Origin of the sequence: Natronoarchaeum philippinense (assembly GCF_900215575.1) — an archaeon.
GTDB lineage: Archaea > Halobacteriota > Halobacteria > Halobacteriales > Natronoarchaeaceae > Natronoarchaeum > Natronoarchaeum philippinense.
Window position 1 is genome coordinate 981,577 of sequence record NZ_OBEJ01000001.1, and the last position, 26,949, is coordinate 1,008,525.

Sequence of the window (26,949 nt, forward strand, 5' to 3'; positions counted from 1 at the left end):
AGAGCGATGAGCACTCCCGTCGGAAGCAGACTCATCTGGGGGCATACTATTGTATAGGGCTTGTGACCCACAAGTAGCATAGACCCAGCCAGTTATCGGAGATCAACGTACTGCTGGCCCTTCGAGACGGAGAGAGTGTCAGTTGAGTTCTTCGGAGACCGATGGTCGCCACGTTCTCACTGCAGACTACCGACAACAATTCCGAATCGTCGAGTGTCGCGCGTTGGAGTTTGGGACCGTCAAGACCGCACTACGCGTATATCGAGTAGGTCGTGTGGTTGTGCAAAGATTAGACGCGTCTAATTCTGGAGTTAGACAGAAGCTTTTTTGTTGTTAGACATACCATCATAGCGTGATCAGAAACTCATGCTGTCAGACTGCGCGTATCGTCTGCGAGAGGAGACGCCGCACAAACACCGGCCGCTGGCGCTCAGTTCGCGGGGTTCTCACAGATCAGGCGCCAAAACGGCGGGTGACGACGAGTGATTCCGCTACAGTTGCCTGCGGGGACATTTGACCCCGCAATGCAGGAAGCCCTCAACATCCTCATCGGCTCGTGGCGCGAAGGGTTCGTGCAGGTCTCGGGCTTCGTCGGCGCGACGATTCTCCTGTTTAGCCTCGTCCAGTACCGGTTCGACGGCCGGCTTACCGAGTGGCTCAAGGAGAACCGACGCGCCCAGCCGCTCGTCGGCGCGCTCCTCGGCCTGACGCCGGGCTGTGGCGGCGCGATCATCGCCATGCCGCTGTACATCCGCGGAACGGTGAGCTTCGGGACCGTCGTCGCGGCGCTGGCGGCGACCGCGGGCGACTCGGCGTTTATCATTCTCGCGCTCGCGCCCGAGGCGGCGATCTACGCCTACGGGCTGGCGTTTGTTTCCGCAGTCCTGTTCGGCTACGCCATCGACATCTGGGGTCTCGGCGTCGGCCGCGTGGACGACGCCGTCGAGCGAATCGGTCGCCCGATGACCGATGGCGGCTTCGCCACGACCAGCGTCGCCGAGGGGGGCCCGAGCGTCCCCGACTACGAGACCCCCAGCTGTCACGACCACGATCACGGCCGCGATCTACCGAGCTACCTCCCGGACTCTCGATTGCTCGAACGGGCAAGCCACGCGATCCACGTCCTCTGGTGGATCGTGCTCGCGGGCGCGCTCGCTGCCGGCGTGACGTATCTCGCCCGCGGCGCCGAGGAACCCGTCTGGGAGATCGCAGCCACGTACGACGGGCTGTTCACGATCGCCGGTCTCGCCGGTACCACGCTGTCGTTCTATCTGTACTTCGTCGGCCGCCACTACATCGGCGACGGTGAGACCGGTCGCGTCCGGGACTCGTTCGCCAGCGTATACACGACCTTCCAGCACGCCGCCATGGAGACCGCGATGGTCACCGTCTGGGTGATCGGCGGCTACCTCGCCTACGAGTACGGAATGGCGCTCTTCGCGCTCGACATCCAGTCGCTCGCAGCGTCGGCCGGCGTGCTCGCGCCGATCGGCGGCGCCCTGCTGGGACTCATCCCCGGCTGTGCGGCCCACATCGTGTTCGCACAGCTGTACGCCGTCGAGGAGGCCGTTCCGTTTTCCGCCCTGACGGCAAACGCGATCAGTCAAGACGGCGACGCGTTGTTCCCGCTGATGGCGATCGACCTGAAGGCCGCGATCATCGCCACGATCTACACGACAGTCCCGGCCGTCATCGTCGGCGTCGGGGTGTACTACTTCTGGCCGTTCGCCCAGTTCGGCTTCGGGGTGCTCTGACGTGTACGATCGAATGTTGGTCCCGACCGACGGCGGCGAGCAGTCGATGGCTGCGGCGCGACACGCACTGAGCTCGCTGCAGTCCACGGCGCGACCGTCCACGCGCTGTACGTCGTCGAAACCGACACGAGTTGGCTAACGGTCTCGAAGAACGAGGTTCGAGCTTCACTGCAGGAGATTGGCGAGGACGCCGGGGCGAAAGCGCTCGCTGAGATCGAGGCCCTCGCCGCCGAATTCGATGTCGAACTCGTCACCGAACTCCGGGAAGGGACGCCCGACGAGGAGATCGTCGAGTACGTCGACGACGAAGCCGTCGATCTCGTGGTGATGGGCACCCACGGTCGGGAAGGCATCCGCCGCCGGCTCGTGGGCAGTGTCGCCGAACGCGTCGTCCGTGAGGCGCCTGTTCCGGTGACAACAGTGACCGACGCCGGCGACACAGAGCAGTAGCTCGGAATCGGACAGTGTTCTCGGCGTACGCAACGAGTTATTAACTTACTCCAGATACTGTAGCAATTTCTTAATACTACGGCCGCAGTATTAGCAGCTAATTTAATACACTTGGACCACTTACGAGTTACCAATGAGCTCTGCCGACGCGGATCAAAGCGAAGACGATCCACCGGACCGATGCCAAGACAGTTGCGATCAGGATTACGCAGGCTCCGCCACTGCTGAGAGCGATGAGACGCAGATGAGACTCTCGGTCCCGGATATGGACTGTGCGTCGTGTGCCGGGAAAGTCGAGAGCGGACTCGACGGCGTCGACGGCATCGACACTTACGAGACACAGCCGACGACCGGTCGCGTCGTCGTGACCTACAACGCCGAGCAGACGAACGAGTCCAGCGTCATCGGGGCGATCGAAGGGGCGGGCTACGACGTGACCGACACCGAGAGCGACGAATCGTCCGAACGGGACGAGAACGGCAACGGCCACGACGAGCCGGCCGCGGGCGTCTGGCGCAGTTCCCGGGCGATCAAGACCGCCATCAGCGCCGTCTTTCTCGCGCTGGGGCTGGGCTTGGAGTTCGTCGCGACCGGGATGAACGCACAGTTCGCGAGCGCCCTCGGAGAGCCGCTGTTCGTCGCCGACGCGCTCTTTCTGGTCGCCGTCGCCGTCGGCGGCCAAGAGATCGCCCGGAACGGCTACTACTCGGCCAAAAGCCTGAATCTCGACATCGACTTCCTGATGACGGTCGCCATCGGGGGCGCGCTGGCAGCGAGTCTGGCCTTCGGCGAGGCGCTGTACTTCGAGGCCGCGACGCTGGCGACGCTGTTTAGTTTCGCCGAGCTCCTCGAACGCGCCTCGATGGACCGGGCCAGAGACTCGCTACAGGAACTGATGGACCTCTCGCCCAACGAGGCGACGGTCAAGCGCGGCGAGAGCACCGAAACCGTCCCGGTCGACGCCGTCGCCGTGGGCGATATCGTCGTCGTCAGGCCCGGCGAGAAGATCCCGATGGACGGCGAGGTCGTCGACGGCGACAGCGCCGTCAACCAGTCGCCGATCACCGGCGAGAGCATCCCGGTCGACAAGACGACCGGCGACGAGGTGTACGCGGGCACGATCAACGAGCAGGGGTATCTCGAAGTAGAGGTGACCTCGGCGGCGGGCGACAACACGCTCTCGCGCATCGTCGAGATGATCGAGGACGCCCAGTCGAACAAGACCGAGCGCGAGCAGTTCGTCGAGCGCTTCGCAGCCTACTACACGCCCGCAGTCGTCGTCTTTGCGATCCTCGTGACCGTCGGCGGGCCGTTCGTCCTCGGGACGACGTGGCCCGACGCGGTCGTCAACGGGCTGACCCTGCTCGTGCTGGCGTGTCCCTGCGCCTTCGTCATCTCGACGCCGGTGTCGGTCGTCTCCGGCGTCACGAGCGCCGCCAAAAACGGCGTGCTGATCAAGGGCGGGAACCACCTCGAATCGATGGGGAGCGTCGACGCCGTCGCCTTCGACAAGACGGGGACGCTCACGAAGGGCGAACTCAGCGTGACCGATGTCGTCCCGCTCAACGGGAACACCGAGGACGACGTGCTTCGGTGCGCGCGCGGGCTGGAGACGCGGAGCGAACACCCCATCGGCGAGGCCATCGTCGGCCGGGCCGACGCCGCCGACGTTGCCGACCGGGAGGTCGAGGCGTTCGAGAGTATCACCGGGAAAGGCGTCCGCGCGGACCTCGACGGGACGCCGCACTACGCCGGCAAGCCGGGGCTGTTCGACGATCTCGGCTTCGATCTGTCCCACGTCCACGCGACGACCGACGGCGGCGTCGTCACGCAGACGAGCCAGCAGCTGTGCGAGCGCGCCGGCTGTCTGGACCTGCTCTCCGAGACCGTCCCGAAACTGCAGTCCGAGGGCAAGACGGTCGTGCTGGTCGGGACCGAAGACGAACTGGAAGGGCTCATCGCCGTCGCCGACGAGGTCCGGCCCGAAGCGAAACGGACCGTCGAGCGACTGAAAGAGCGCGGCGTCGAGCGAACGGTGATGCTCACCGGCGACAACGAGCGGACCGCGAGTGCGATCGCGGCGGAGGTCGGCGTCGACGAGCACCGCGCCGAACTCCTGCCCGACGAGAAAGTCGAAGAAGTCGAGGATCTCGTCGACGAGTTCGAGGACGGCGTGGCGATGGTCGGCGACGGTATCAACGACGCCCCCGCGATGGCGACGGCGACCGTCGGCGTGGCGATGGGCGCCGCGGGCACCGACACGGCGCTCGAAACGGCCGACATCGCGCTGATGGGCGACGACCTCTCGAAGCTGCCGTATCTCTACGCACTCGCCGGCGACGCCAACAGCGTCATCCGGCAGAACATCGGCGCGAGCCTGCTGGTCAAAGCCGGCCTCGCGCTGGCGGTGCCGTTCGGCTACGTGCCGATCTGGCTCGCCGTCCTCGCCGGCGACGCCGGCATGACCGTCGGCGTCACGGGCAACGCGATGCGGCTCTCGCGGGTGCAGGCCGACGGCGAGTGATCGGCGCTACTCGGGGTACAGTTCGTTCTCTCGCTCGATGCCGTCGATCGCTTCGACATCGTCGGCATCGAGGTCGATGTCCAGCGCCGCCCGGTTCGCTTCGAGATGTTCGCGGCTCGACGCCTTCGGGATCGGATGGATGCCCTTCTCCAAGAGCCACGCCAGACTCGCCTGCTCGGGCGTGACGCCGTGACGGTCGGCGACCTCGACGACGGCGTCGACATCTCGGGCTTCGCCGCCGGCCAGCGGGGAGTACGCAACCAGCGGGTAGTCGTGGTCGCGGGCGTCGGCCAGCCGATCGGCGGGCTGGAACAGCGGGTGATACTCGATCTGGTTGGCGGCGGGCGCCCGGCCGAGCACGTCCCGGAACCGGTCGAGGTCGCCGACCTCGAAGTTGCTGACCGCGACGGCGTCGGCGATTCCGTCCTCGCGCAACTCGTCGAGCGCCGCGAGGGTGGCCTCGGGATCATACTCACCTTTCGGCCGGTGGACGTACAGCACGTCCACGCGATCCAGTCCGAGGCGGTCGAGGCTCTCTTCGGTGCTCTCGCGAACGCGGTCGAGTTGATCGATCCAGAGCTTCGTCGCCACGACGAGGTCGTCGCGGTCGACCCCGGCTCGGTCGATGCCGTCGCCGACAGCGGCCTCGTTATCGTAGATCTGTGCGGTGTCGAGATGTCGATAGCCCATCTCGATCGCCGTCTCGATCGTCGCGGGGTCGTCGATACCCATCGTTCCCAGACCCAGTTTCGGGATATCCATACCACGTCCACTGAGTGTGCGCTAATGGAACTTGCGTACTCGCCACGGGATGCAACGGCGTCGTTGCTGGCACGCTTCTCTGCCGGCAGGTAGCATCGCGTCACAACTCTCTCCCTGTCCAGTAGATTCATGCCCGCTGACTGCCGTCCACATCGCATGGAGGTGGATACGGCCGAGTTACGGCGTGGTCTTCGCAGGACACGACGGTACCTGCTCAGCCACCACCGGCCCGCAGAGTACCATCGGTGTTATTCTCCGGAGCTTCGCGGTCGCCGGATCCACGTCTGTGCGCGCTGTCTCGGAATCTATCCCGGGATCGTCGTCGGGATGTTGGGATACGTACTCGGGCCTTGGCGCGGCACCGCGGTTCTGCTGGCCGCGATCTTGCCCCTGCCGGCACTCGTCGACTGGACGCTCACCACGTTCCGCGAGTCCGACGGGCACAATTTCGTCCGGACGGCTACGGGCGCGTTGCTCGGTTGTGGCTACGGGCTCGGACTGGCTGCGCTGGTTCTCGGAGCAAACGTCCGCGTCCTCGGCATCGGCATCGCCTACGGGCTCACGGCAGCGGCGTTGTTGTCGATATCTACGACGAATGAGTGAGACACAACCATATGCTTAAGTGAGATACGGAAAGAAGCCGAGAAGCGAACAATGAAACACTGTATCAACTGCGGTTCCCAAATCGACGACGACGCGGAGGTGTGTCCCGACTGTGGGGTCAATCAATCCACGTCCATCGATGGCGGCCACCGGGAGCGACCGGACGACGAAAAGTACTGCGTCGAGTGCGGTGAGCTGATCAATAGGCGAGCAGAAATATGTCCGCACTGTGGCGTTCGCCAACCCGGAACCGGGTCGTCTGACTCGGATAAGATCGCGGCGGGCGTACTGGCGCTCCTGCTCGGTGGACTGGGCGCGCACAAGTTCTACCAAGGGAACGTGAAACTCGGCGTCATCTACCTGTGTTTCTTCTGGACGGGGATCCCTGCGCTCCTCGGGATCGTCGAGGGGATCCTCATGCTGGTCGCCGACGACGCCGAATACGAGGACAAGTATGCCGACGGAAGCCTGCTCGGGAGATAACAACCGGGAATGAGCGGCGTTTCGATAACTCGGATAGCTTCAAGTAGAGACGACGCAACCGTCAGGCAATGACCGTCAGCGGCGGGACCTGTAGCCACTCGATCCGAGTGGTCGAAGACGACGCCTATCGAGACCGAGACGTTCCGGACGGCAGTCTCGACGACGACGGCGTGTGGCACTGCCCGCACGACGCGCGCGAGCGCCGGTCCGAAGCGCCGGACGCCGAAGTCAGCCGAGATGGGGGTGCAGAGCTGTGTCTCTTTCACGCGCCGATCGAGACGAAGCGCGATGCCGAAGTCGCCGAGGCGTTCGCCGCGGCGGTCGGCGGCGACACCGATTCCGACACCGACCTCGCCGACCGCCGTCGGACCGAGTTTGTCGACGCCGAGTTCGGTGAGCTACGATGGCCTGAGGGCGGCGTCGTCGGTGACGCCGACGACGAGGCGCCGATCTACCTCTCGCACGCGACGTTCGACGGCGGCGTGGCGTTCGAGGGCGCGCGATTCGCCCGCGGTGCCTTCTTCACCGGCGCGACGATTACGGGGCGGGCCAACTTTTCGGGCGCGACGTTCGAGGGCGACACGCGGTTCAACGGCGTCACGTTCCGCGAGGACGCCGCGTTCGATCACACCCGCTTCGAGGAGGAGGTACGATCCGGCGGCGTCACCTTCGAGGGCGAGGCCGACTTCTACCGCGCGGCGTTCGAGGCGGATCTGAACCTCAAGTACGCCACGTTCGCGGGGAAAGCGACGTTTTGGAAGGCGACGATCGACGAGACGGTGCGGTTCAACGACGCGGAGTTTCGGCCGCTCGACGACGGCGTCCACGAGCTACAGGAGCTCGATCTCACGAACGCCAATTTCACCGACGCCACGCTCCGGGACGTGAACCTAGAAGCCAGCGGGCTGATACAGGCCAAACTGTTCGGAACGGACCTGCGGGGCGCGCGGCTGTACGGTGCAGTCCTGACCGACTCACGCATCGATGACGACACGCGATTTCTCGGCCCGCCGGGCGCAGCCCGGTTCTCGCTCGGCGGGCTGGTCCGGTTCTGGCACAAGCCCCGGTGTGCCTACGATCCGAGCTACGACGGCGAGACGGTCGGGGAGGACACCGCCGACCAGCGCAACCGGGCCAAGAGCACGTACCGGTCGATCGGCGAAGTCGCCAGAGCGGCGTCCCGACCGGCGTTGCAGTCGCTGTGTTTCGTCAATCGACAGGACATCCACCGGCGGGCCCACCGCGACGAGCTGTCGCGCGGACTCGACCACGCGAGTGCGGACAGCGATACCGGCGGGCACAGTGCGGACGGCGATGCCGGCGGGCACAGTGCAGGCGGCGATGCCGCCGGGGCGCCGTCGACGCGCGGTCGACTCACCGAAGGCACACGAAATGCGCTGTTTCGGACGGTGAAGCTGTTCCAGTGGCTCCGAGCGGAGCTGTCGCGGTGGACGCTGCTCTACGGCGAGAGCCCGTGGCGAATCATCGCCACGGGGCTGACGATCATCGTGGGGTTCGCGCTCCTGTACCCGCTCGGCGGGCTGGTGCCGAACGCGGGTGCGGCGGTCACGTACGCGACCATCGCCGACGATCCGCGGCTGTTCTTCGACAGCGTCTACTTCAGTACACTGACGTTCACGACGCTCGGGATGGGCGATTACCAGCCGATCGGGATCGCTCGCGTGCTCATGTCCGTCCAGACATCGCTGGGCGCGATTACGGTCGCGCTGCTCGTGTTCGTGTTCGGCCGGCGAGCCGCACGGTAGCCGACTCCTGCGAGCGCCCGAGCGGCCCGCTCGACGCGTCTCGGCCGGTCGGAGCTATCGTCCGAACATCGGGATACAAAAGTAGCTGAAACCCAATCGACGAAGCAGGACCGACCGTACCAACCAGGTGTCAGTTAATGACAGAAAAATACGACCTAGTCATCGTCGGCGGCGGCATCAGCGGGGCTGCACTGCTCTACACAGTAGCGAAGTTCACGGACGTCGAGCGGATCGCGCTACTGGAGAAAGAAGAGGAGATCGCCGCGATCAACTCCCACAGCACCAACAACTCCCAGACGTTGCACTTCGGCGACATCGAGACCAACTACACGCTCGAAAAGGCCGAGGAAGTCAAGGAGGGCGCCGAGATGCTGGCGGGGTATCTCGAAAACGTCGACCCCGACCGCGAGATGCACAGCAAGCGCAGCAAGATGGTCCTCGCCGTCGGCGACGAGGAGGTCGAGAGCCTCGAAGAACGCTACTACGACGAAGGCTTCGGCGACCTCTATCCCAAGCTTCGGGACATCGGCCGCGAGGAGATCGCGGAACTCGAACCGAAGGTCGTCGAGGGCCGAGACCCGAGCACCGAGATGCTGGCCCTGCAGACGCCCGACGGCTACGTCGTCGACTACGGCCAGACCGCCAAGTCGTTCGTCGAGGACGCCCGCGAGGAAGCCGGCGTCGACGTGTTCGTCGGCACCGAAGTCACCGACATCGACGAGACTGACGACGGCTTCGTCGTCGACACCGGCGGCGCCAAGTTCGAGTCCGACGTGGCCGTCGTCGCGGCGGGCTCCCACAGCCTCCAGATCGCCAAGGAGATGGGCTACGGCGAGAACAAGTCGCTCCTGCCGGTCGCGGGGAGCTTCTTCCTCGGCGGAGACATGCTCAACGGCAAGGTCTACACCCTTCAGATGAAGAAGCTACCCTTCGCCGCGGTCCACGGCGACGCCGACGTGCACGACGGCGACGTGACCCGCTTTGGTCCGACCGCAAAGCTCGTCCCGACGCTGGAACGGGGCCGCATCTCGACGGTCGGGGACTTCGCGGACGTGTTCGGGATGAACATCGACTCGTTCCTGAGCTACGCCAACATCCTCGCCGACCGCATCCTGTTCCCCTACGTCGTCAAGAACCTGATCTACGACCTCCCCGTGGTCGGCAAGCGAGCGTTCCTGCCCGACGTGCAGAAGGTCGTGCCGACGGCCGAACTCGACGACATCGACCGCGCCAAGGGCTACGGTGGCGTCCGGCCCCAGATCGTCGATACCGAGGCCAAATCGCTGGACATGGGCGAGGCCAAGATCACCGGCGACGGAATCATCTTCAACATCACGCCCTCGCCGGGCGCGTCGACGTGTGTCAAAAACGCCATGCGGGACACCCAGCAACTCTTGGAGTTCTTCGAGGACGACCACGAGTTCGACGAGGAGGCGTTCCGCAGCGAGACGATCGGGAACTTCCCGCACGCCGACGACGAAGCGGAAGAGCCCGACCCGATTCCGGCCGAAGACTGAACGGTACGGACACACGAGACGGTCGGCGGCACCGAGTAGTCGGTGCGCCGCCGGCGTTCGATACGCCACGAGGCGTCACAGTCCTAGGAACCGATAATACACGCTTTTCCAGCTATCTAAACTAACAGTTATACTCAGGTATCTTTTACCTATTTGGGTAGGATGAAAACACACATTCAAAGAAATTAGATATATCCGGAATATCACTCACTAATTCCGATCCTACGTCGAAACGTTGAAACCCGTTTCACGCGTCGAAGCGGGTATGGCCAGAGAATTCAGTATGGACCGCCGGGCGTATCTCACGACCGTCGGCGCCGCCGGAGCGTCGACGGCCGTGGCCGGCTGTCTCGGCGGTAACGGCGGCAGCGACGACGTGATCGTTCCGGGGACGAACTCCGGCTTCGCACCGTTCGAGTTCACCCAAGGCGGCGAGCTCGTCGGTTTCGACATCGATCTCGCAGAGGAGGCGATCAGCCGAGCCGGCTACGAAGTCGGCGACTGGACCGACATCGACTTCAAATCGCTGATTCCCTCGCTCAATGAGGATAATATCGACCTCATCGCTGCCGGGATGACGATCACCGACAAGCGCCAGCAACAGATCGCCTTTACCGACCCCTACTACGAGTCGAACCAGTCGGTGCTGGTCAGCTCCGAGCGCGATTTCAGCCCCGAGTCGGAGTCAGACCTCTCGGGCGCGATCGTCGGTGCCCAGAGCGGGACGACCGGCGAAGGTGAGGTCGAGCGCCTCGTCGAAGAGGGCGTCCTCGATGCCGAGAACGTCCGGCAGTACGACAACTACACGCTGGCGGCCCAAGACCTCGAAAACGGCAACGTCGACGCCATCGTCGTCGACGTGCCCGTGGCGCAGAACTTCGCCGACAGCCGCGCCGTCGAGGTCGCCTTTATCATCGAGACGGGCGAGTCCTTCGGCTTCGGGATGCGACAGGACGACGACCGCATCCAAGACATCAACGACGCGCTCGCGGAGATCGAGGAGGACGGCACGTACGACGACCTCGTCACCGAGTGGTTCGAATAGAGCGATGGACCCGATCGCGTTGCAGGCCGGCGACTGGCAGTTCGTGCTCTCGAACTGGCGATACCTGCTGTTGGGCACCGCCGTCACGATTTCGCTGACAGCGACCAGTCTCGCGCTCGGGTTTCTGGCCGGCTTCCCGGCCGGCGCGATCGAAGTGTACGGGAGCGGCAGGCTCAAGTCGGCTGTCAGCACCGCTGGCGTCGTATTGCGCGGGACGCCGATCGTCGTGCTGATGGTGCTCGTCCACTTTGGGCTACCGATTCCACAGCTCGGGACGCTACCAGTGTTGGACATCCAGTTGGAAGTGTTTCTCGCGGCGACGCTCGCACTCGGGTTGCGCAGCGCCGCGTATCAAGGACAGGTGTTTCGCGGAGCGATCCAATCGCTCAGTGAGGGCCAGATGGAGGCCGCTCGGTCGGTCGGACTGACGCGGCGGCAGGCGATCCGTCACGTCGTGTTTCCACAGGCGGTGCGGCGCTCGATCCCCGGCTTCCAGAACGAGTTCACGATCGTGCTCAAAGACACCAGCGTCGCGATCGCGATCGGACTGGCCGAGCTGTTGACCCGCGCCGAGAACCTCTATCTCCAGCCCGGACAGGGCACCGCTGTGATGGAAGTTATCCTCGCAATTAGCGCGGTCTACTTCGTGCTCACGTTCACGACGAATCGGGCACTCGACTACGTAGAACGGCGCTATGCCGTCCCCGGAGGAACGAAATGAGTCTGTTACGCGTCGACCACGTCGACAAATCGTACGGCGAAGAGCGAGTACTGCGCGACGTTAGCTTCGAGATGGAGCGCCAAGACGTCGAAGTGATCGTCGGCCCGAGCGGCTCGGGCAAGTCGACGATGCTGCGGTGTGTCAACCGGCTCACCGAGATCGACGACGGGGAGATCTACCTCGACGGCGAGGAGATCCACGACCTCGACCAGAACGATCTTCGGCGTCGCGTCGGCATGGTGTTTCAGGACTTCAACCTGTTCGCCCACCGCACCGCGCGGGGCAACATCACGCTCGGGCTCGAAGAAGTGCTGGGCAAGTCCCACGAGGAGGCCACCCGAGTCGCGGAAGACTACCTCGAACGGGTCGGACTGGCCGATCAGGCCGACTCGTACCCGGCCGAGTTGTCGGGTGGCCAGCAACAGCGCGTCGGCATCGCCCGCGCGCTCGCCATGGAACCGGAGCTGCTCCTGTTCGACGAGCCGACGAGCGCGCTCGACCCCGAACTGATCGGCGAGGTGCTCGACGTGATGCACGATCTGGCCGAGGAAGGGATGACGATGCTGTGTGTCACCCACGAGATGGACTTCGCCCGCTCGGTCGCTTCGACGCTGACCGTCCTCGACGACGGCCAGATCGTCGAACGCGGCCCGCCCGAACAGCTGTTCGAGAACCCCGAACACGAACGCACGCGGGCGTTCCTCGGCGACCTCACCGACGTACGATGACAGCCACAGAGGAGTCGTCCACGGCGCCGGAGGAAGCCCGCGGATCGACGGTCGGCGAGCTTCCTGGCCGGCGTCGACTGATCGTCGGTGGCGTCGGCGTCGCCTTCTGGGCGTGGCTGTTGACTCGCTGGGCGTACCACAACTCGTGGGTGGACCGGCTGTTCACGGCAATCGGACTGCCGGACTTGATCCGGTCGGAGGTGCCCGTCCGCCTGCGCGAACCGTGGATTCCTGCCGGGCCGTTCGAGACAGCCGGCGCAGCTGTCGGAGAGTTCGCGGCGTCGCTCGGCCCCGCGAGCTTCCTGATCGAGTGGCTCGCGTGGCTGCTCAACGTTGCGGGCTTCGCCACGACGATGGCGCCGCAACTGGCCGCCGGTGCGTTCATCACTGCGTACCTGACGATCCTGTCGATGCTGTTCGGACTGGTGATCGCCGTCCCGCTGTCGGTCGCGCGGATCTACGGCGGATTCATCCTCAGGAGCCTTTCGCTCGTCTACACGGAGCTGATCCGGGGGACGCCGCTGCTCGCGCAGCTGTTTTTGCTCTACTTCGGCCTCGGGCTGGCAAACGATATCAGCGAAATCGGGATCGTCGGCAACGGCGCCGTTCCGCGGGCCGCGATCTTCGTCGCCATCATCGGGTTTACGATCAACTCCTCGGCCTACCAGTCCGAGTACATCCGGTCGGCGCTGCAGTCTGTCGACGACGGCCAGATGACCGCGGCCCGGTCGGTCGGGCTCTCGAAGCTCCAGAGCATCCGCCACGTTATCCTGCCACAGGGGCTTCGCTTTGCGATCCCCGGCTGGACCAACGAGTTCGTCTACCTGATCAAGTACTCCTCGCTGGCCGCGTTCATCACGGTGCCCGAACTGTTCCGCCGCGCGCAGGACATCGGCTCCGATACGTTCCGCTTTACCGACGCCTACGTGATCGTTGCAGTGTTCTATCTCGCGTTGGTGCTGACGACCGCGCTGGCGATGAACAAGGTCGAATCGGTCGTCGCGGTTCCGGGCGTCGGCCAGTCGACCGATCGGGAGTGATCGGTTCGGCGACGCCGTTCCTGCGTGGCCGTTCCGCCGCGCCGTGACGCCGCTGGACAACGCTCGCGCACCAAATCGTACCGTCAACGCTCGCGCGGCCGAAAGGTCCGCAGCGTGTCTCGTTTGGTTGGCTCGGCAGAAATCTGCTCGAAGCCGAGGTCGCCGAACACGGAGTCCCAGTCCCGGTAGTACAGCGGCAGCTCCTCGCGGACGTAGTTCACGTCGGGGTCGCCCTCCCGATGGTCGCCCTCGTTTTCGACGGTGAGGATCCGGTCCGACGCGATTCGGGCCACCTCGGCGAAGGCGTCGGTCGCGTCGGGATGGACGTGTTGGAGCGTTTCGACGGAGAAGACGGCGGCGAACTGATCGGTGTCGAACTCCTCGACGACCTCCTCGATGGCGCCGACGTGGAAGGTCCCGGCGTCGGCGAGGTCGGGGTAGGTTTCGGCCATCACGTCGAAGGCGTCCTCGTTGATGTCGAGGCCGTGGAGGGACTCGAAGCCGTGGTCGTGGAGGTGCGCGAGATGTCGGCCGGCGCTACAGCCGAGTTCGAGAATCGGGTCGCTCGGCGCGACGACGCCGTCGAGCGCGGCGCGGATCGCCTCGCTCGTCTCGTCCGGGCCGCGGTGGGCGTAGTAGTCGGGCGAGTACTCCCCGCTGCGCTCGGCCCAGAAGCGACGATTGTCAGAAGGATCCACTACCGTCACGAGCGCGCCGAGGTGTATAGGTGCTCGGATGTCGACGTCACGGCGGGCCACGTTCGGCCGAGATCTGGTGGGCCCGAGCGCTGGCGTCCGCCCGAGAACGAACGGCTTTTCCTGTACTCTCGGAAACGGGGTGTATGGAACGGTTACAGCAGTCGCTCCACGAAGCGCCGATCGTCGACAAAGGCGATTACGAGTATCTGGTCCACCCGATCAGCAACGGCGTCCCGATGCTCGACCCCGAACTGCTCCGTGAGGTCGTCGTCGGCGTCATGCAGGCCGCGGATCTGGAGGGCGTCGACAAGATCGTCGCGCCGGAGGCGATGGGTATTCACATCGCAACCGCGCTCTCCCTGCAGACCGACATCCCGCTGGTGGTCATCCGTAAGCGCAAGTACGGCCTCGACGGCGAGGTTGCGCTCCACCAGACGACCGGCTACTCCGAGTCAGAGATGTACATCAACGACGTGGAAGAGGGCGACCGCGTGCTGATCGTCGACGACCTGCTCTCGACCGGCGGGACGCTGGCGGCCGTCACGGGCGCGCTCGACGACATCGGCGCCGAGATCGCGGACATCGTCGTCGTGATCCGCAAGGTCGGCGGCTCCGCGCTCGACGACACTGACTACGAGGCGACCAGCCTCGTCGACATCACCGTCGAGGACGGCGAGGTTACGATCCACTGAGACGAGCCAGCGCCCCAGAGTAGAGGACGATATTTCTCGGACGACGATGTCGACGCGAAGCCGACGCTGAACCCGACGGCGTGCGTTCAAAACTCGAAGCGGGCGTCGCGTTACCACCCCACTATCCACGAGCGTGTATATTCTATCCCATCGACGGCGAGATATGCGCTCGAACACGAAACTATTATTGAACCCGCCCCGCAGGTTGGGAGCAAGATGGCGACAGAGACAGACGGGGAGATCGAGCTCGAATACGAACTCGACGAGCGGCCGCCGTTGCCCAAGTCGATCCTGCTGGGACTGCAACACGTCGCAGTGATGATCGTCCCGGCGACGGCGGTGGCGTACATCGTCGGCGGCGCGGTCGGCGGCGTCGACGTGGCCTACATCGTTCAGATGGTGCTCCTGTTCTCGGGGCTGGCGACGGTCGTGCAGGCGTACACCGCCGGTCCGGTTGGGGCCAAGCTCCCGATCGTGATGGGAACGAGTTTCACGTTCGTCGGCGCAGCGACGACGATCGGCGTCGACTACGGCCTCGGCGCCGTGCTCGGCGCGATTCTGGTGACCGGATTCACCGTCGAAGGACTGATCGGCTGGCAGTTCAAGCGCATCAAGCCGTTCTTCCCGCCGCTGGTGACGGGACTTGTCGTCGTCATCATCGGCCTGTATCTGATCCCCGTAGCGATCGACTACGCCGCCGGCGGCGTCGGTGCCAGTGACTACGGCGCACCCTACAACCTCGGCCTCGCCGCGCTCGTGCTCGGCGTCGCACTCGTTCTCAACCTGTTCGCCGACGGCGTCGCGCGGCTCCTGAGCATTCTCGCTGGAATCACCGTCGGCTACGGCACTGCCGTCGCGCTGGGGTACGTCGACTTCAGCGCGGTATCCGCGGCCGCGTGGGTCGCGCTTCCCCAACCCGGGAAGTTCAGCCTCTCTTTCGAGCCGGTTCCGATCGTCACGTTCGCGTTCCTGTTTCTGGTCTCCGCGATGGAGACCGTCGGCGACATGTCGAGTGTCACCGCCGCTGAGGGGCGCAACCCGACCGACGATGAGTTCCGCGGAGGCCTGTTCACCGACGGTCTCCTGAGCTCGCTCGGCTCGATGTTCGGCGCTTTCCCCGTCACGTCGTTCTCGCAGAACGCCGGCATCATCAACTTCACCGGCGTGATGAGCCGCCACGTCGTCGGGATCGCAGGTGGCATGCTGGTCGTGCTGGGCCTCAGCCCGAAGGTCGGCGCCGCGGTCACGACGATCCCACAGGCGGTCTTCGGCGGCGCCGTGCTGCTGATGGCCGGGATGGTCGCCGCCAGCGGCTTCCGGCTGATCATGCTCCACACCGATCTCGATCGACGGAACATGGTCATCGTCGCCGCCTCGCTCGGACTCGGCCTCGGCGTGACGACCCGTCCCGAGGCGCTTGCGGAACTGCCCGGCGCGGCTGAGACGTTCTTCAGCGAACCGGTAATCATGACCGCGCTGACGGCGTTGGTGCTCAACACGATCGTTCCCGGCGAGAACAGCCCGCTGTTCGACGCCGACTCCGAAGACCAGTCCGCCGGGACGCCGACGGTCGAGACGCCGACAGACGACTGACGCCGCGTCTCACACTCAACTCCGCAGGACACGGTCGCTTTTTCTCTCCGTCACTCGACTGCGAGAACTGTCGCCGCTCAGTTCGTACCGTCGACCGACACCGTCCGGAGGTCGGACTCTAACTCCTCGACGTGGTCGTTGTACGCCGCGACGAATCCAGAAAAGGCCGGGGCGTACTCGCGGATGTCGGCGGCCGATGGCGGCTCGTACTGCGAGAGGACGTAGACGCCGCCAGAGCCGCCAGCGCGTAGGTACGAGGTGCCGTCTTGATCCCACTTGAGTTCCCAGCGCGTCCCCTCGATCCGGGTCGCAAAGGTGCCGTAGTCTCCGCCCTCGTAGCGCTGTAGCTCGCCGGCGATCACGTCGCAGATCTCGCGGATGCGCCCGAGCACGCGGTCGCGCTGGGCGACGACGCCGTCGGTCGGCTCGACGCTGGGAAAGTCGGTCGACACGTCGTCGAGGACGCCGTCGAGCGAGTCGACGTGTGCGTTGAACGCGGCGACGAAGGCCTCGTAGTCGGCCAGCGCCGTCGCCAGCGGCTCGGGCTCTGGGGGTTGTTTCGTCGAGACGACGTACGTCTCCGAGCCAGAGTTGGGGTCGAAGCGGAGGTACTCTAGGTCGCCGGCCTCGTACTTGACTGTCCACTCCCCGCGCTCGGTGGTGAATGTCTGTTGTCCGTAGTCGCCGCCCTGCAACCGGGCGAGTTGATAGGCGACGCGTCCGGCGTGGTCGGTCACTGCGGCGACGACCTCGTCGCGTTGTTCGGCCACCGCATCGGCGTCGGCAACGTCTACGTCTGGCCAGTCAGTCACGTGCGGACGGACGCTCCCGGACGGTTTAATCAGTACGACTCGTCGGCCGTGCAAAAGTGGCGGTCTGTCTCAGTACTCGTCGTAGTTCCGCGGGGAGTAGTCGGCGCATTGGTCGCCGTCGACGGTCGAATTGCTGCAGTCGAAGTCGCTGCCGACGAACGCGTGCCCGCCGACGGTGCTCGAATCGAGGTCGACGTTGCCACTGGCGGCTATATCGTCCTCGACGACGCCGTTGGACGCGGCGATCTGGTTGTCGGCGACGAGCGCCCCTTCGACGGTGGCTTTCGAGAGATCGACGTTGGCTCCCGAGACCGCGGCGCTAACCGTCGATCCCGCATCGATATCTACGTCACCGTCGGCGTCGATCGAACCGTCGACGCTCGTGTTCGAGACATCGACGCCCTTGCTGGCGTCGACCGAGCCGTAGATGTTCGCATTGTCGAAATCGATATCGCCGCCGTCGATATCACCGAGCACTGTCCCGCCCTGTTTGACCGTGATCGTGCCGCTCGTCTCGACATCGCACGCGACCGTGATACCGTCGATAGTGAGATCGCCGCCGGCTCTGGACTCGACCCACGCGCAGCCCTCGTCGGGCGATGCGGGGACGGGATCGGCGTCGAACGACGCCAGAACGTGGCTCTCGTCCCCGTCCTCGGCGAACCAGACGATAGCGACGTTCTCGTCGACGGGATAGACGCTGACGGAGTCGTCTGCACTCAGTTCCACAGTGGCGAGCGCCTCGGGGTTGGCGACACCGCGGACGACGAGGCGTCCGTCGCGCTCGCCGAGCGTGTCGCCGCCCTGATGGACAATGACGTGAGCGGGGCCGTCGCCCTCCGTCTGCAGATCGAGTGTGGCCTGCGGTGCGGGTCCGGATTGGTCGGTGAGCCCACCCACCATGAACATGGTGACCGCCGCCAGCGTGACGACGATAGCGATGAGGAGTCCGACGCCGATCACGGGCGAGAGCGCACGCTTGCGCCCGGCCGCTCGAAGACGGATGACCTCGCGCATGGCCGGTCCATATGGACTCACATCGGTTGTACCTTTCCCGAGCGGTCGTGACGGACAACAACAGGCTCCGCAGACACAGATATCACTACGCGACCGACACGCTGGGGAAGACGCTAGTCAGAAATTCGCTTAGTCGATGTGACCTTCGCGGCGGAGCTGGTCGGCGTCTTGGCTGGTGTAGCGCCACTCGATGTTGGCCTTCTCGTCCTGCCAGTCCCACGGTTCGACGACCACGATGTCGTCTTGCTCGATCCACGTACGGTACTTCATACGGCCGGGGATCCGGCCCATTCGCTCTTTGCCGTCCTCACAGCGAACGCGCACGTGGTTGCCGCCGTTGTGTTCGGTTACGACCGCAAACAGCTCGTCGTCGTTGGGCATTCGGAGGTTCCGACGCCCGCTTTCTTCACTCACAACCTAACTAGGGGCTTCGCAGGTTTAAGTCATTGGTACGAGACGATACCACACCGCAGACGCGTATCGGATGGTTTTCGACAGGGGTCCGTATCATGCCAGCGTACACGGACGGAGAGGCCGCGTGAGGGGGAGACCGTCAGTCGTCGTTCCAGACGAACCGCGACTGAAGGTAGCCGTTCAGCGGCAACAGGGCGAGCCAGCACAGGATTCCCAGCCGAGGATCGAACAGCCCGATCGGAATCGAGATCACAAACACGAGCGGCGAGACCGCAAACCGTGCAACTCGCACGCGGACGGCGTGCGATCTTATTCCCTCGGCGAACAGTTCCTGCCGGGACGCGTAGACCCAAACAGCCACGAGCGTCGCACCGGCGACCGTCTGAGACGCCGCGTAGAAGATAACGCCGAACTCGTTCGGAAAGGCGGTTAGAACCGACGTGGGATAGGGCAGAAACGAGACCGCGAGCAAAAATAGCAAGTTGAGCCACAGCAGCCGCCTATCGTGACGCCGGATGTGGACGAACGTGTTCCGGTGTAACACCCAGTAGAGACCGATAACGAGAAAGCTCAGGACGTACGCGAACACGTCGATCCCCTGCTCGCGGACGAACGAGCCGAGAAGTTCCGCCGATCCTCCGCCGCCGGCCTCCGGAAGCGGGATGTCGAGCACCAGCAGCGTGATCGCAATGGCGAAGACGCCGTCGCTGAGCGCAACGAGCCGGTCGGTTTCGTCAGTGGCGGCCATCACGTCGACTGTCCACGGCGACGTAAAAATAGGATTGACCCGCTCTGCGTTAGTTCGTCGTTACGACTTCGAGCACGTCCCGGTCGTCGAGTTCGTAGCCCGCGCCGCGCTGGCGGTTCGACCGGCAGTCGATGGCGTGCAGAAAGCCCTCGCCGATGTCCGAGTGGAGGCTGTACGCGAAGTCCTCGGCGGTCGAGTTCGGCGGGAGTAGATAGCAGTCGGGAAGCACCTCGCCCCGCTCGTTGCCCAGTCCGTTCGCGCCCCCGGGGAACACCGGCGTGACGCCGAGCACGTCGAACAGCGCGGCCTCTAGGGCGTCTTGGACGCCGGTCGAGCCGTACTCGTCGACGAACTCGCGGATCTGTTCGAGGCCGGCTTCTTGCTCCTCGGAGATGTCGCCGACGATCTCGAACTCGCCGTCGCCGGGACGGTAGTCGACGACGCCGCCCTCGTCAGCGGACTTGAGCGCCTTCTCGGCGTGAGCGCTGGCGGGGACGAACGTGAGATGGTCGTACTCGGGATCGTCGGTGATCTCGTCCCAGTTGTCCTGTGCTTCGGGCATGTCCATCTTATTGGCCGCGATCACCAGCGGCTTGGTCTCCTTGCGGATCTCCCGGGCGAGATCGATCTTGTCCTCGTCGTCCCACGCGTCGGGGTCGAAGCCGACATCGGTCCGGCGGATCAGCCGCTTGATCTCGTCTTCGATGATGCGGAACGCGCTCATCTGCTCGGCGAGTTCCTCCTCGATGTCGTCGTCTTCGGTGACGTGGCCGCTCCGGTAGCGCTCGATGCCTTTGTCGAGCACGTCGAGGTACCACTGGTCGAGTTCGGTTTCGAGGAAGTCGATGTCGTCGCGCGGGTCGTGATCCTCGGTCGGCTCGCCCTCGATGTCGGTCTTCCCCGAGAAGTCGACGACGTGGACCAGCACGTCGGTCTCGTTGAGATCCGTCAGGAACTGGTTACCCAGCCCCGCACCCTCGTGGGCGCCGGGGATCAGCCCGGCAACGTCGACGAGCTTGGTCGGGACGAAGCGGACGCCGTCGTCGCAGTAGCCGGTGTTTGGCGTACAGGTCTCGTCGAATTCGGGGGCCGCACACTCGACGCGCACGTAGGCCTCGCCGACGCTCGGGTCGATCGTCGTGAAGGGATAGGCGCCTTCTGGCACGTCGTTCATCGTCGCCGCGTTGAAGAAGGTCGACTTGCCCACGGAGGGCTTGCCGACGAGTCCGATCCGGTAACTCATTGCTTTCACTGGTTGGTCCCGGCGTATACGGATTTCTCTCCGTCGGCGCTTCGGTATGCCGTGACGGGGCAGAGAGCCGGGCGCTCAGAGCACCCGGCCGAGCGCCTCCATCGTCCGCTCGACGCGGTTCCGGCGGGCGTTGTGGCCCATGTGGCCGACGCGAAGCACGTCGTCTTCCAGATCGCCCAGCCCGGTCGACAGCACGACGCCGTGTTCCTCGCGCAGTCGTCGCTGAAGCGTCTGTGCTCGCCCCTCGACGTGGAACGCAGTTACTGTCGGCGAGGCGATATCGGCGTCGGGGTACAGCGAAAGGCCAAGCTCGCTGCCGCGCTCTCGGCACAGCTCGGCGGCGGCATCGTGGCGATCGAAGACGGCGTCGAGCCCCTCTTCGAGCAGCAGATCGACCGCGGCGTCGAGCGCCTGCAGATTCGACACCGGCATCGTGTAGGGGAACCACTCATCGTCGGCGGCCGCCTTCCAAGGCGTCAGGTCGGCGTAGTACGACCGCGTTTCGGTCGCCTCGATGGCGTCCCACGCGGCGTCGGAGATCGACAGCACCGCCAGCCCCGGCGGCGCGCTGAAGCACTTCTGAGTGGCGCCGATACAGATGTCGATCTGCTCGGTGGGGACCGGCGTCCCGCCGAGCGAGGAGACGGCGTCGACCACGCTGAGAACGCCGTGGTCGTCGAGCAGGTCGAGCACCGGACCGAGGTCGTTGAGCGTTCCCGTCGGCGTCTCGCAGTGGACCATCGTGGCAACGTCGAACGTCCCGCCGTCGAGGTGGTCGGCGACGGCGTCGACGTCGATCGGCCCCGTCGAGGGCGCGCTACAGACGACGGCCTCGCCGCCGTAGTCCTCGACGAAGTCGGCGAAGCCGTCGCCGTACAGGCCGTTGGAGATACAGAGCACGCGATCGCCCTCCTCGACGAGCGAGGCGACGGCGGCCTCAAGTCCGAGGATGCCCTCGCCGCCAAGCACGGCGATGTCGTCGGCGCCGTAGATCGCGCCGAGCTTGTCGGTCAGATCGCGGTAGAACTCGACGAACTCCGGTTCGACATCGGGGTTCCGGGCCGGCTGGCTCATCCGATCGCGGACGGGAGCCGGAACGGCAGTGGGGCCGGGCGTCATCAACAGTCGGTCGTCGTCCATGCGAGGGTGGGCGTCCCCGGCGAGCATAAAAGCACTCGACTGCGGTCGGCCGCGCCAGCAGCGGTCGCCACTTTCGAAGGATACTCCTGCCGGTCGGACGTAGTTTTTCGTATGATACGTACCCCGCTCTCCCTCCGCCCAGTCACTCCGCCCGACCGACGACGCCCGGTTCGCGGCCGCCGATGACGTTCGACGAGCTCTGGTACCTCGCCAACGAAGCCGAACAGCGCGCCGAGCAGGCGCGACACCGGCTGGCCAGCGAGTACGACGAGTATCTGGAGTTCGAGCGCACGCGCCGGGTCAGTCGGCCGCGCTTCCGGACGCTCGCGGAGCGCATTCAGGCCAACGGAACGCCTTACGGCGCCCACACGATCGTCTACCGCCCCTCCGGTGAGCTGCTGTTAGTCCGCCACGAGACGGTCGATCTGTGGGTGCTACCCGGCGGCGGCGTCCGGGCGGACGAGTCGTTCCGCGAGGCCGCCGAGCGCGAAGTCGCCGAAGAGGCGGGCGTCGAAGTGAGCTACGACGGGCTGGCGATGCTGACAGACGTTCGCGTCGTCGCCGACGACGCCACGATGCGGGGCGTGCTCCCGGTGTTTGCCGGCCGTGCGGAGACGACGACGCCGAGCGTCTCCGACCCCGACGACGAGATTTCGGCGGCGCGGTGGTTCGCCGAATTGCCAGCGGACACGCGCGACCGCGACGAGATTTTGACGTGGCGAGAGCAGGCGCTCTCGGCCTGAGCGGGTGCTCGGCAGCGACGCCCCAGCCGCCCAGTCTACCCGCCGTGGCTGACGCCGTCGTTCGACGACGCGGTCAGGCGCCGCAGCGCCGCCCGAGCGTTGCTGGCGTCGTAGCCAAAGAACACTGATTCGCCGTACGCATCGGCGACTTCGGCGGCGTGGAGCAGGTCGTCGATGTCGACGTCGACGGCGTACAGTTCGACGCTGAAGGGCGTGTCGAGCAGCGACTCGAAGCCGCTCGCGATCGTCTCGATCCAGTAGGTCGTCGAGTAGGCCATGTCGTACAGGGGAACGACGAACTCGTCGACGTGGGGTTCGATCGCCTCGATGTCGATACCCGAGCGCTCGTAGAGATGGCCCGGATAGGGATCGGGATGGAGCGTCAGGTACGTCTTGCCGGGGATGCGATCGGCCGCCTCGGCGACGAACTCGCTGATCACGTCGGCGCGCCAAGCCTGCCAGTCGTCGTACTCGCTGGCGGCAAAGCGCTCCTCGCAGATATCGCAGTGACAGTACTCGGGCCGCGGGAAGCCGATGTCGTCGAGTCGCACGTCCTCGTTCGCCGCGGCGGCGTCCTCGACCATCTCCAGCACGCCGGTGCGGTACTCGTCGCGGTTCGGACAGACGTACCCCCAATCGAAGTACGGTTGCTCTTGGGTCGCTGCGGTGCCGTCCTCGCTTACCGGCGCGAGTTCGGGCCGGGCCTCGACGGCCGCGTTGTCGCCGAAACAGGAGATCATGTTGACCGCCTCCGAGACCGGCTCGGTCGCTCGACCGGTGACATCTTTGACTTCGTAGAACGCCCGGTCGAACTCCGGCCACGACAGCTCTTGCTCGTTGCGCGTCACCACGCCGTACATACTCGACGGTCGGCGGGAAGAAGGGTAAGTGATTCGCTCGGCGATCTATGCGTCGTCGTACTCGACCTCGGCGTCGGTCGAGACAAACTTCCAGAGGGCGACGATTGCGAACAGTACGAGCAGGACCTTGAGGGCGCGCTTCATACCGGAAATACGTCACGTCGTCATATAACTGTTTCCAGTTAGTTTCATGATAAGTTCGTCCCAGCCGGCACGGCGTCAACCTCCCTGTTCCGTGCCGTTGCAACGTTCAAGTTCGGAGGCCTCGCTAGACGAACACATGGGAGCGTCTAGCGACGATGCACTGGCCGACGAACTCGTCAGCGCCTGCCGGACGACGATCGGAGACTCGATGCGGAGTATCACCTACTTCACGGTCGAGGACTACGAGCAGGTCTACATCCGGAGCGACCTCGAACGCGACGCCGAACTGGATCGGTTCGTCGCCAACGAGCGCCTCGGATTTACGTCCCAGCAGACCTACGGTGACTCCGAACTGGGCGCTTACGAGTTCACGATCCGGGCGTTCGACCGGGGGTACGTCACGCGCGTCATCGTCGGCGATCGCGGCGTCTACGTGACGACCGACAAGATTCACATGGACGAGTTCGAAGAACTCGCAACAGCGGTGCGGGGGGTGTTGCGTGAGCATCGCAGTGACTGATCACCTGCTGGCGCGCTGCTGTGAGTTTGGAACGTAACTGAGGAAGTGGGGTCGGAGGGAGTATGAACCGCGAGGACGTCGCTTCGCTCGACCTCTGGGCTCAAACCTCCCGGCGTGACGGATTTGTCGCTCGCGAAGTAGCTCGCGACAAAATACAGTGGGGTCGGAGGGATTTGAACCACGGTCGCAGCAAGCTGCTCCCTGCTTCAAATCCCGCCTCCGTTAGAATACACGCGGCGCTCGAAGGTGAGCGCCGCGAGAAGTTAGTGGGGTCGGAGGGATTTGCGCTAGTCGGGTACAGCGTGGTCTTAGTGCGGTTCAACTGCCGGTTTGCGTTGCTCACTGTCATTGTTCTGAATTGTCTCCGAAATCGAGATCCTGAACGTACTTGCGTCGTCGTTTCTCCATCCGCTCGACCGCGCTCGCCTTGTCGTAGTGACGCTCGATCACGTCCGGGCTCGCGTTCACGCGCTCGGCCGTGACCTCCATCGGAATGCCGCGATCGCGGTGCCAGGTGATCGAGCCGGTCCGAACCTGATGTGGCGACCGCGATGATGGGCACTGACTCGCCTTGTTCCGGTGCGGGTACTCGCAGGTCGGTCGCGTCTCGCCGTGCGGACACTCTTGGTGAAGACACGGCTGGGTTGCGAGGTAGCACCACGAGCGGATCGTCGACGCCGACGGCCGGCCTTGCCGACACGAAAACAACGGCTGGCGACCGTGGTCGTCGCGCTTCTCCCAGCGGTCCCGCTCGATATACGCGTCGAGGACATCGCACACCGTCTCGGGAATGCTGACCGGGCGCTCGCCGTCCTCGTCGTTCTTCAGCCCGGTCCCCGTCTCGGGGCGGTGCTTGAAGTCGAGGAACTGCCGATCGGGATAGTAGTCCTCGAGGTCGAGCGTTCGGATGCCGCTCAGTCGAGCGCCCGTGTTCCACAGCACCTCGAGGAGGGCGTGGTGGTTCGTCGCGTAGACTCCCGGATCGTTGCGGTAGTACTCCAGCAGCGCCTGAGCGTCCTCCGCGGCGAGCTTCGTGTCGCTCGTCTCCTCGGCGCGCGAGAGGCTCGGGATGTCGACCTTCTCCGGCAGATCCTCGTCGACGGCGTCGATCCGAGCGCAGTAGTCGAGCAGCTGCTTCACCGCGACCATCTTGCCCTTCACCGTCACCGGCTCGTCGCCCATCGACTGCCGATCGCGCTTGAACTGGTCGATGGTCCAGCCGGAGATCTCGCTGACCTGCTCGACATCGTGCTCCTCGCACCACTCGACGAACTGCGTGAGCCGGTATCCATAGCTCCGGATCGTGTGGTCCGAAGAGTCCGCCCGGAGGTCGTCGAGGTAGTACTCGCGCGCCTCCGCGGGCGTCAGGTCATCGGGAGCCTGCATCGCCCACCCCCATCGCGTCGAGCGCTCTGCGGAGCATCTCCTCGTCGGCGCCGTTGGCGCGATGTACGAGCTGCCGGATCATCCGATCCGTCTCGGTCGTGCGCCGCGGCGACGGCCACGGCACGCCCCGGACCTCCACCCAGAGTTCGTACATCGCGCGCTCGTCGAGCGAGATCTCGACGCGACCGCCGTCGTCGGTGGTCAGCGCGAGCGTGTAGCCCTCCCCGCGCGGACGCGGGCCGTAGGAGATCGCCGGCCGGTCGCCGGTGACGCGGTAGCGATCAGTCACGGCGATCCCTCCGACTTCGCAGCGCGTTCGAGGAGCGCCTCGGGGCTCCAGCCGCCGGTACTGTTCGACTCACGGACTACGGGATCGTCGAACATGTTCCCGCAGTCGTTGCAGTAGAAGTCGTGATCCGACCGAGACCGCGAGGTGATCGCCGACGAATCGCACGCCGGACAGACCTCGATCTCGTCGCCCGTCACGACTGATCACCCTGATCTGCCTCCTCAGGATCAATGCGCTTCAACGCTGGCGCGTCCGGTTCGTGCTCGGCGCACGCCCAGTACCGGAAAACTGGGCCAGCGGGCGGTTCAAGGCCCTCAAATTGTGCGACTGCCGGGACGCATTCGCCTCGATGCTCACGGTGGTCACACGTCGGGTAATCAGCACCGTTCTCGACAGTGCCGCCGTCGGGAAGCACCTCGTTGTCGTCCTTGAGCGGTGGATCCTCGTTGCGCAAGTCGACGACCTCCGACCGGTCCCACGACGATTGCTCTCGGCGCTGGTCGCGGCAGGTGACACAGCTAACCGTGTTCCGGCTGATTCGGATCGCGTGATGACCACGGGGACAGACCAACGGATCGATCGTATGCTCGGCGCTGACATCGAAGTCCGAGTCAATGCTCATCGTTGCCCTCCATGTTCTCCAGCAGTCGATCGGCCTCGTGGCGGGGAATCGAGAGACGTTCGGCGAGTTCGACGACGCGCTCGTCTCGCTCGCTCACGCTTCGAGCACCTCGTTCAGGGCGGCCGCGAGATCTCGAAGGACCTTCCGGCCGCGGGCTGTCAGCTCGTAGCTGTTTGTACGCTGGTCCAGCATCCCCTTTTCGACCAGCCCGATCTCGACCAACTCGTCGAGGTTCGGGTACAGTCGGCCGTGGTGGATCTCCTCGCCGTACTCGTCCTCGATGTGATTCTTGATTTCGAGTCCGTACGGCGGCTCGTCTTGGGACTGCTCGACGGACGCGATCGCCTCCAGGAGGTCGCGCTGGAAGCCAGTCAGATCGGTCCGGGTGATCTTGATGATCCCGCCGTCAGGCGCGACCGTCGGACTGCAGTCGTGGTCGGCCAGCTCGCCCAGCGTCTCGAACGGCGTCGAGCAGAGGTCGCAGTAGTGCGCGTCGCCCTCGAGGAACGCGGCGCGATCGGAGTCGGTACTCGGTCGGTCGGCTGTGGTGTCATCGGTCATAGTTGTCTGGGATCTGTGTTCTGAGCGAGACGCTACGGTACAAAAACTCGTTTTCAAGGCCGGAG

At 64.9% G+C, this 26,949-nt stretch carries 29 protein-coding genes; 15 read left to right on the forward strand and 14 right to left on the reverse strand.

Features of this window, described 5'->3' with window-relative positions; translation table 11 throughout:
* The first annotated feature begins 524 nt into the window (after positions 1–524).
* The 3 genes from CRO01_RS04925 (at position 525) to CRO01_RS04935 (ending at position 4,728) form a co-directional block, all read left to right on the forward strand.
* Positions 525–1,754, forward strand: coding sequence for a putative manganese transporter (locus tag CRO01_RS04925; RefSeq protein ID WP_097007975.1), 1,230 nt, complete (start codon positions 525–527; stop codon positions 1,752–1,754).
* A 105-nt stretch (positions 1,755–1,859) separates the two neighbouring features.
* Complete coding sequence (locus CRO01_RS04930) at positions 1,860–2,204, forward strand: universal stress protein (RefSeq protein ID WP_310731931.1); 345 nt, start codon at positions 1,860–1,862, stop codon at positions 2,202–2,204.
* Between the two features lie 244 nt (positions 2,205–2,448).
* Complete coding sequence (locus tag CRO01_RS04935; RefSeq protein WP_245838503.1) at positions 2,449–4,728, forward strand: heavy metal translocating P-type ATPase; 2,280 nt, start codon at positions 2,449–2,451, stop codon at positions 4,726–4,728.
* 6 nt (positions 4,729–4,734) lie between these two features.
* Here CRO01_RS04935 and CRO01_RS04940 read toward each other — a convergent pair whose 3' ends face one another.
* Complete coding sequence (locus CRO01_RS04940; protein WP_097007977.1) at positions 4,735–5,490, reverse strand: aldo/keto reductase; 756 nt, start codon at positions 5,488–5,490, stop codon at positions 4,735–4,737.
* Between the two features lie 156 nt (positions 5,491–5,646).
* Here CRO01_RS04940 and CRO01_RS04945 point away from each other — a divergent pair, with 156 nt between their 5' ends.
* The 8 genes from CRO01_RS04945 (at position 5,647) to CRO01_RS04980 (ending at position 13,393) form a co-directional block, all read left to right on the forward strand.
* Positions 5,647–6,093 (forward strand): DUF2085 domain-containing protein, encoded by a 447-nt coding sequence (locus CRO01_RS04945; RefSeq protein ID WP_097007978.1) that lies wholly within the window; start codon positions 5,647–5,649, stop codon positions 6,091–6,093.
* 51 nt (positions 6,094–6,144) lie between these two features.
* The gene (locus CRO01_RS04950) at positions 6,145–6,576 is read left to right on the forward strand and encodes a TM2 domain-containing protein (protein ID WP_097007979.1); all 432 of its coding nucleotides are present in this window, start codon (positions 6,145–6,147) and stop codon (positions 6,574–6,576) included.
* Between the two features lie 68 nt (positions 6,577–6,644).
* Positions 6,645–8,342, forward strand: a complete 1,698-nt coding sequence (locus tag CRO01_RS04955) for a pentapeptide repeat-containing protein (RefSeq protein WP_097007980.1) — start codon at positions 6,645–6,647, stop codon at positions 8,340–8,342.
* Between the two features lie 137 nt (positions 8,343–8,479).
* Complete coding sequence (locus CRO01_RS04960; RefSeq protein WP_097007981.1) at positions 8,480–9,859, forward strand: FAD-dependent oxidoreductase; 1,380 nt, start codon at positions 8,480–8,482, stop codon at positions 9,857–9,859.
* A 265-nt stretch (positions 9,860–10,124) separates the two neighbouring features.
* The gene (locus CRO01_RS04965; RefSeq protein ID WP_097007982.1) at positions 10,125–10,904 is read left to right on the forward strand and encodes a basic amino acid ABC transporter substrate-binding protein; all 780 of its coding nucleotides are present in this window, start codon (positions 10,125–10,127) and stop codon (positions 10,902–10,904) included.
* A 4-nt stretch (positions 10,905–10,908) separates the two neighbouring features.
* The gene (locus CRO01_RS04970) at positions 10,909–11,625 is read left to right on the forward strand and encodes an amino acid ABC transporter permease (RefSeq protein ID WP_097007983.1); all 717 of its coding nucleotides are present in this window, start codon (positions 10,909–10,911) and stop codon (positions 11,623–11,625) included.
* Positions 11,622–12,353, forward strand: a complete 732-nt coding sequence (locus CRO01_RS04975) for an amino acid ABC transporter ATP-binding protein (RefSeq protein ID WP_097007984.1) — start codon at positions 11,622–11,624, stop codon at positions 12,351–12,353. Before CRO01_RS04970 ends, CRO01_RS04975 begins: the two co-directional genes overlap by 4 nt.
* Complete coding sequence (locus CRO01_RS04980; RefSeq protein ID WP_097007985.1) at positions 12,350–13,393, forward strand: amino acid ABC transporter permease; 1,044 nt, start codon at positions 12,350–12,352, stop codon at positions 13,391–13,393. The genes CRO01_RS04975 and CRO01_RS04980 overlap by 4 nt, the downstream gene beginning before the upstream one ends.
* 83 nt (positions 13,394–13,476) lie before the next feature.
* On the opposite strand, the gene CRO01_RS04985 is transcribed toward CRO01_RS04980, so the two are convergent.
* Positions 13,477–14,091: a class I SAM-dependent methyltransferase gene (locus tag CRO01_RS04985; RefSeq protein ID WP_097007986.1), complete on the reverse strand. Its 615-nt coding sequence runs from the start codon at positions 14,089–14,091 to the stop codon at positions 13,477–13,479.
* A gap of 143 nt (positions 14,092–14,234) precedes the next feature.
* Here CRO01_RS04985 and hpt point away from each other — a divergent pair, with 143 nt between their 5' ends.
* A complete protein-coding gene (gene hpt, locus CRO01_RS04990; RefSeq protein ID WP_097007987.1) occupies positions 14,235–14,783 on the forward strand; it encodes a hypoxanthine/guanine phosphoribosyltransferase in 549 nt (182 codons plus the stop codon).
* A 216-nt stretch (positions 14,784–14,999) separates the two neighbouring features.
* Positions 15,000–16,376 (forward strand): uracil-xanthine permease family protein, encoded by a 1,377-nt coding sequence (locus CRO01_RS04995; RefSeq protein WP_097007988.1) that lies wholly within the window; start codon positions 15,000–15,002, stop codon positions 16,374–16,376.
* Positions 16,377–16,453: 77 nt separating this feature from the next.
* Here the strand turns inward: CRO01_RS04995 and CRO01_RS05000 are convergent, their stop codons facing one another.
* The 6 genes from CRO01_RS05000 to CRO01_RS05025 all read right to left on the reverse strand — a co-directional run bounded on the left by CRO01_RS05000 (position 16,454) and on the right by CRO01_RS05025 (position 21,759).
* Positions 16,454–17,188, reverse strand: coding sequence for a hypothetical protein (locus tag CRO01_RS05000; RefSeq protein ID WP_097007989.1), 735 nt, complete (start codon positions 17,186–17,188; stop codon positions 16,454–16,456).
* Between the two features lie 69 nt (positions 17,189–17,257).
* Positions 17,258–18,205: a type IV pilin gene (locus CRO01_RS05005; RefSeq protein WP_097007990.1), complete on the reverse strand. Its 948-nt coding sequence runs from the start codon at positions 18,203–18,205 to the stop codon at positions 17,258–17,260.
* 129 nt (positions 18,206–18,334) lie between these two features.
* On the reverse strand, positions 18,335–18,619 hold the full coding sequence (locus tag CRO01_RS05010; RefSeq protein ID WP_097007991.1) for a translation initiation factor eIF-1A: 285 nt from the start codon (positions 18,617–18,619) through the stop codon (positions 18,335–18,337).
* 139 nt (positions 18,620–18,758) lie between these two features.
* On the reverse strand, positions 18,759–19,367 hold the full coding sequence (locus CRO01_RS05015; protein ID WP_097007992.1) for a TMEM175 family protein: 609 nt from the start codon (positions 19,365–19,367) through the stop codon (positions 18,759–18,761).
* A gap of 49 nt (positions 19,368–19,416) precedes the next feature.
* Positions 19,417–20,610 (reverse strand): redox-regulated ATPase YchF, encoded by a 1,194-nt coding sequence (locus tag CRO01_RS05020; protein WP_097007993.1) that lies wholly within the window; start codon positions 20,608–20,610, stop codon positions 19,417–19,419.
* 84 nt (positions 20,611–20,694) lie between these two features.
* Entirely contained in the window at positions 20,695–21,759 is a 1,065-nt protein-coding gene (locus tag CRO01_RS05025; protein ID WP_097007994.1) for a pyridoxal-phosphate-dependent aminotransferase family protein, read from the reverse strand.
* Between the two features lie 182 nt (positions 21,760–21,941).
* Between CRO01_RS05025 and CRO01_RS05030 the strand changes: the two genes are divergently transcribed.
* On the forward strand, positions 21,942–22,502 hold the full coding sequence (locus tag CRO01_RS05030) for an NUDIX hydrolase (RefSeq protein WP_097007995.1): 561 nt from the start codon (positions 21,942–21,944) through the stop codon (positions 22,500–22,502).
* A 35-nt stretch (positions 22,503–22,537) separates the two neighbouring features.
* Here the strand turns inward: CRO01_RS05030 and CRO01_RS05035 are convergent, their stop codons facing one another.
* Positions 22,538–23,362 (reverse strand): hypothetical protein, encoded by an 825-nt coding sequence (locus tag CRO01_RS05035; protein WP_097007996.1) that lies wholly within the window; start codon positions 23,360–23,362, stop codon positions 22,538–22,540.
* 280 nt (positions 23,363–23,642) lie between these two features.
* On the opposite strand from CRO01_RS05035, the gene CRO01_RS05040 reads away from it, so the two are divergent.
* Positions 23,643–24,026 carry a DUF7522 family protein gene (locus CRO01_RS05040; RefSeq protein WP_097007997.1) on the forward strand — a complete coding sequence of 128 codons (384 nt, stop codon included), beginning with the start codon at positions 23,643–23,645 and terminating at the stop codon, positions 24,024–24,026.
* A 345-nt stretch (positions 24,027–24,371) separates the two neighbouring features.
* On the opposite strand, the gene CRO01_RS05045 is transcribed toward CRO01_RS05040, so the two are convergent.
* The 5 genes from CRO01_RS05045 to CRO01_RS16910 all read right to left on the reverse strand — a co-directional run bounded on the left by CRO01_RS05045 (position 24,372) and on the right by CRO01_RS16910 (position 26,713).
* A complete protein-coding gene (locus tag CRO01_RS05045; RefSeq protein ID WP_097007998.1) occupies positions 24,372–25,412 on the reverse strand; it encodes a tyrosine-type recombinase/integrase in 1,041 nt (346 codons plus the stop codon).
* A complete protein-coding gene (locus tag CRO01_RS05050) occupies positions 25,396–25,701 on the reverse strand; it encodes a hypothetical protein (protein WP_218839124.1) in 306 nt (101 codons plus the stop codon). The genes CRO01_RS05045 and CRO01_RS05050 overlap by 17 nt, the downstream gene beginning before the upstream one ends.
* Positions 25,698–25,898 carry a hypothetical protein gene (locus CRO01_RS05055; protein ID WP_097007999.1) on the reverse strand — a complete coding sequence of 67 codons (201 nt, stop codon included), beginning with the start codon at positions 25,896–25,898 and terminating at the stop codon, positions 25,698–25,700. Before CRO01_RS05055 ends, CRO01_RS05050 begins: the two co-directional genes overlap by 4 nt.
* Positions 25,895–26,323, reverse strand: coding sequence for a hypothetical protein (locus CRO01_RS05060; protein ID WP_097008000.1), 429 nt, complete (start codon positions 26,321–26,323; stop codon positions 25,895–25,897). Before CRO01_RS05060 ends, CRO01_RS05055 begins: the two co-directional genes overlap by 4 nt.
* A gap of 93 nt (positions 26,324–26,416) precedes the next feature.
* Positions 26,417–26,713: a PadR family transcriptional regulator gene (locus CRO01_RS16910; protein ID WP_245838520.1), complete on the reverse strand. Its 297-nt coding sequence runs from the start codon at positions 26,711–26,713 to the stop codon at positions 26,417–26,419.
* Positions 26,714–26,949: the final 236 nt, after the last annotated feature.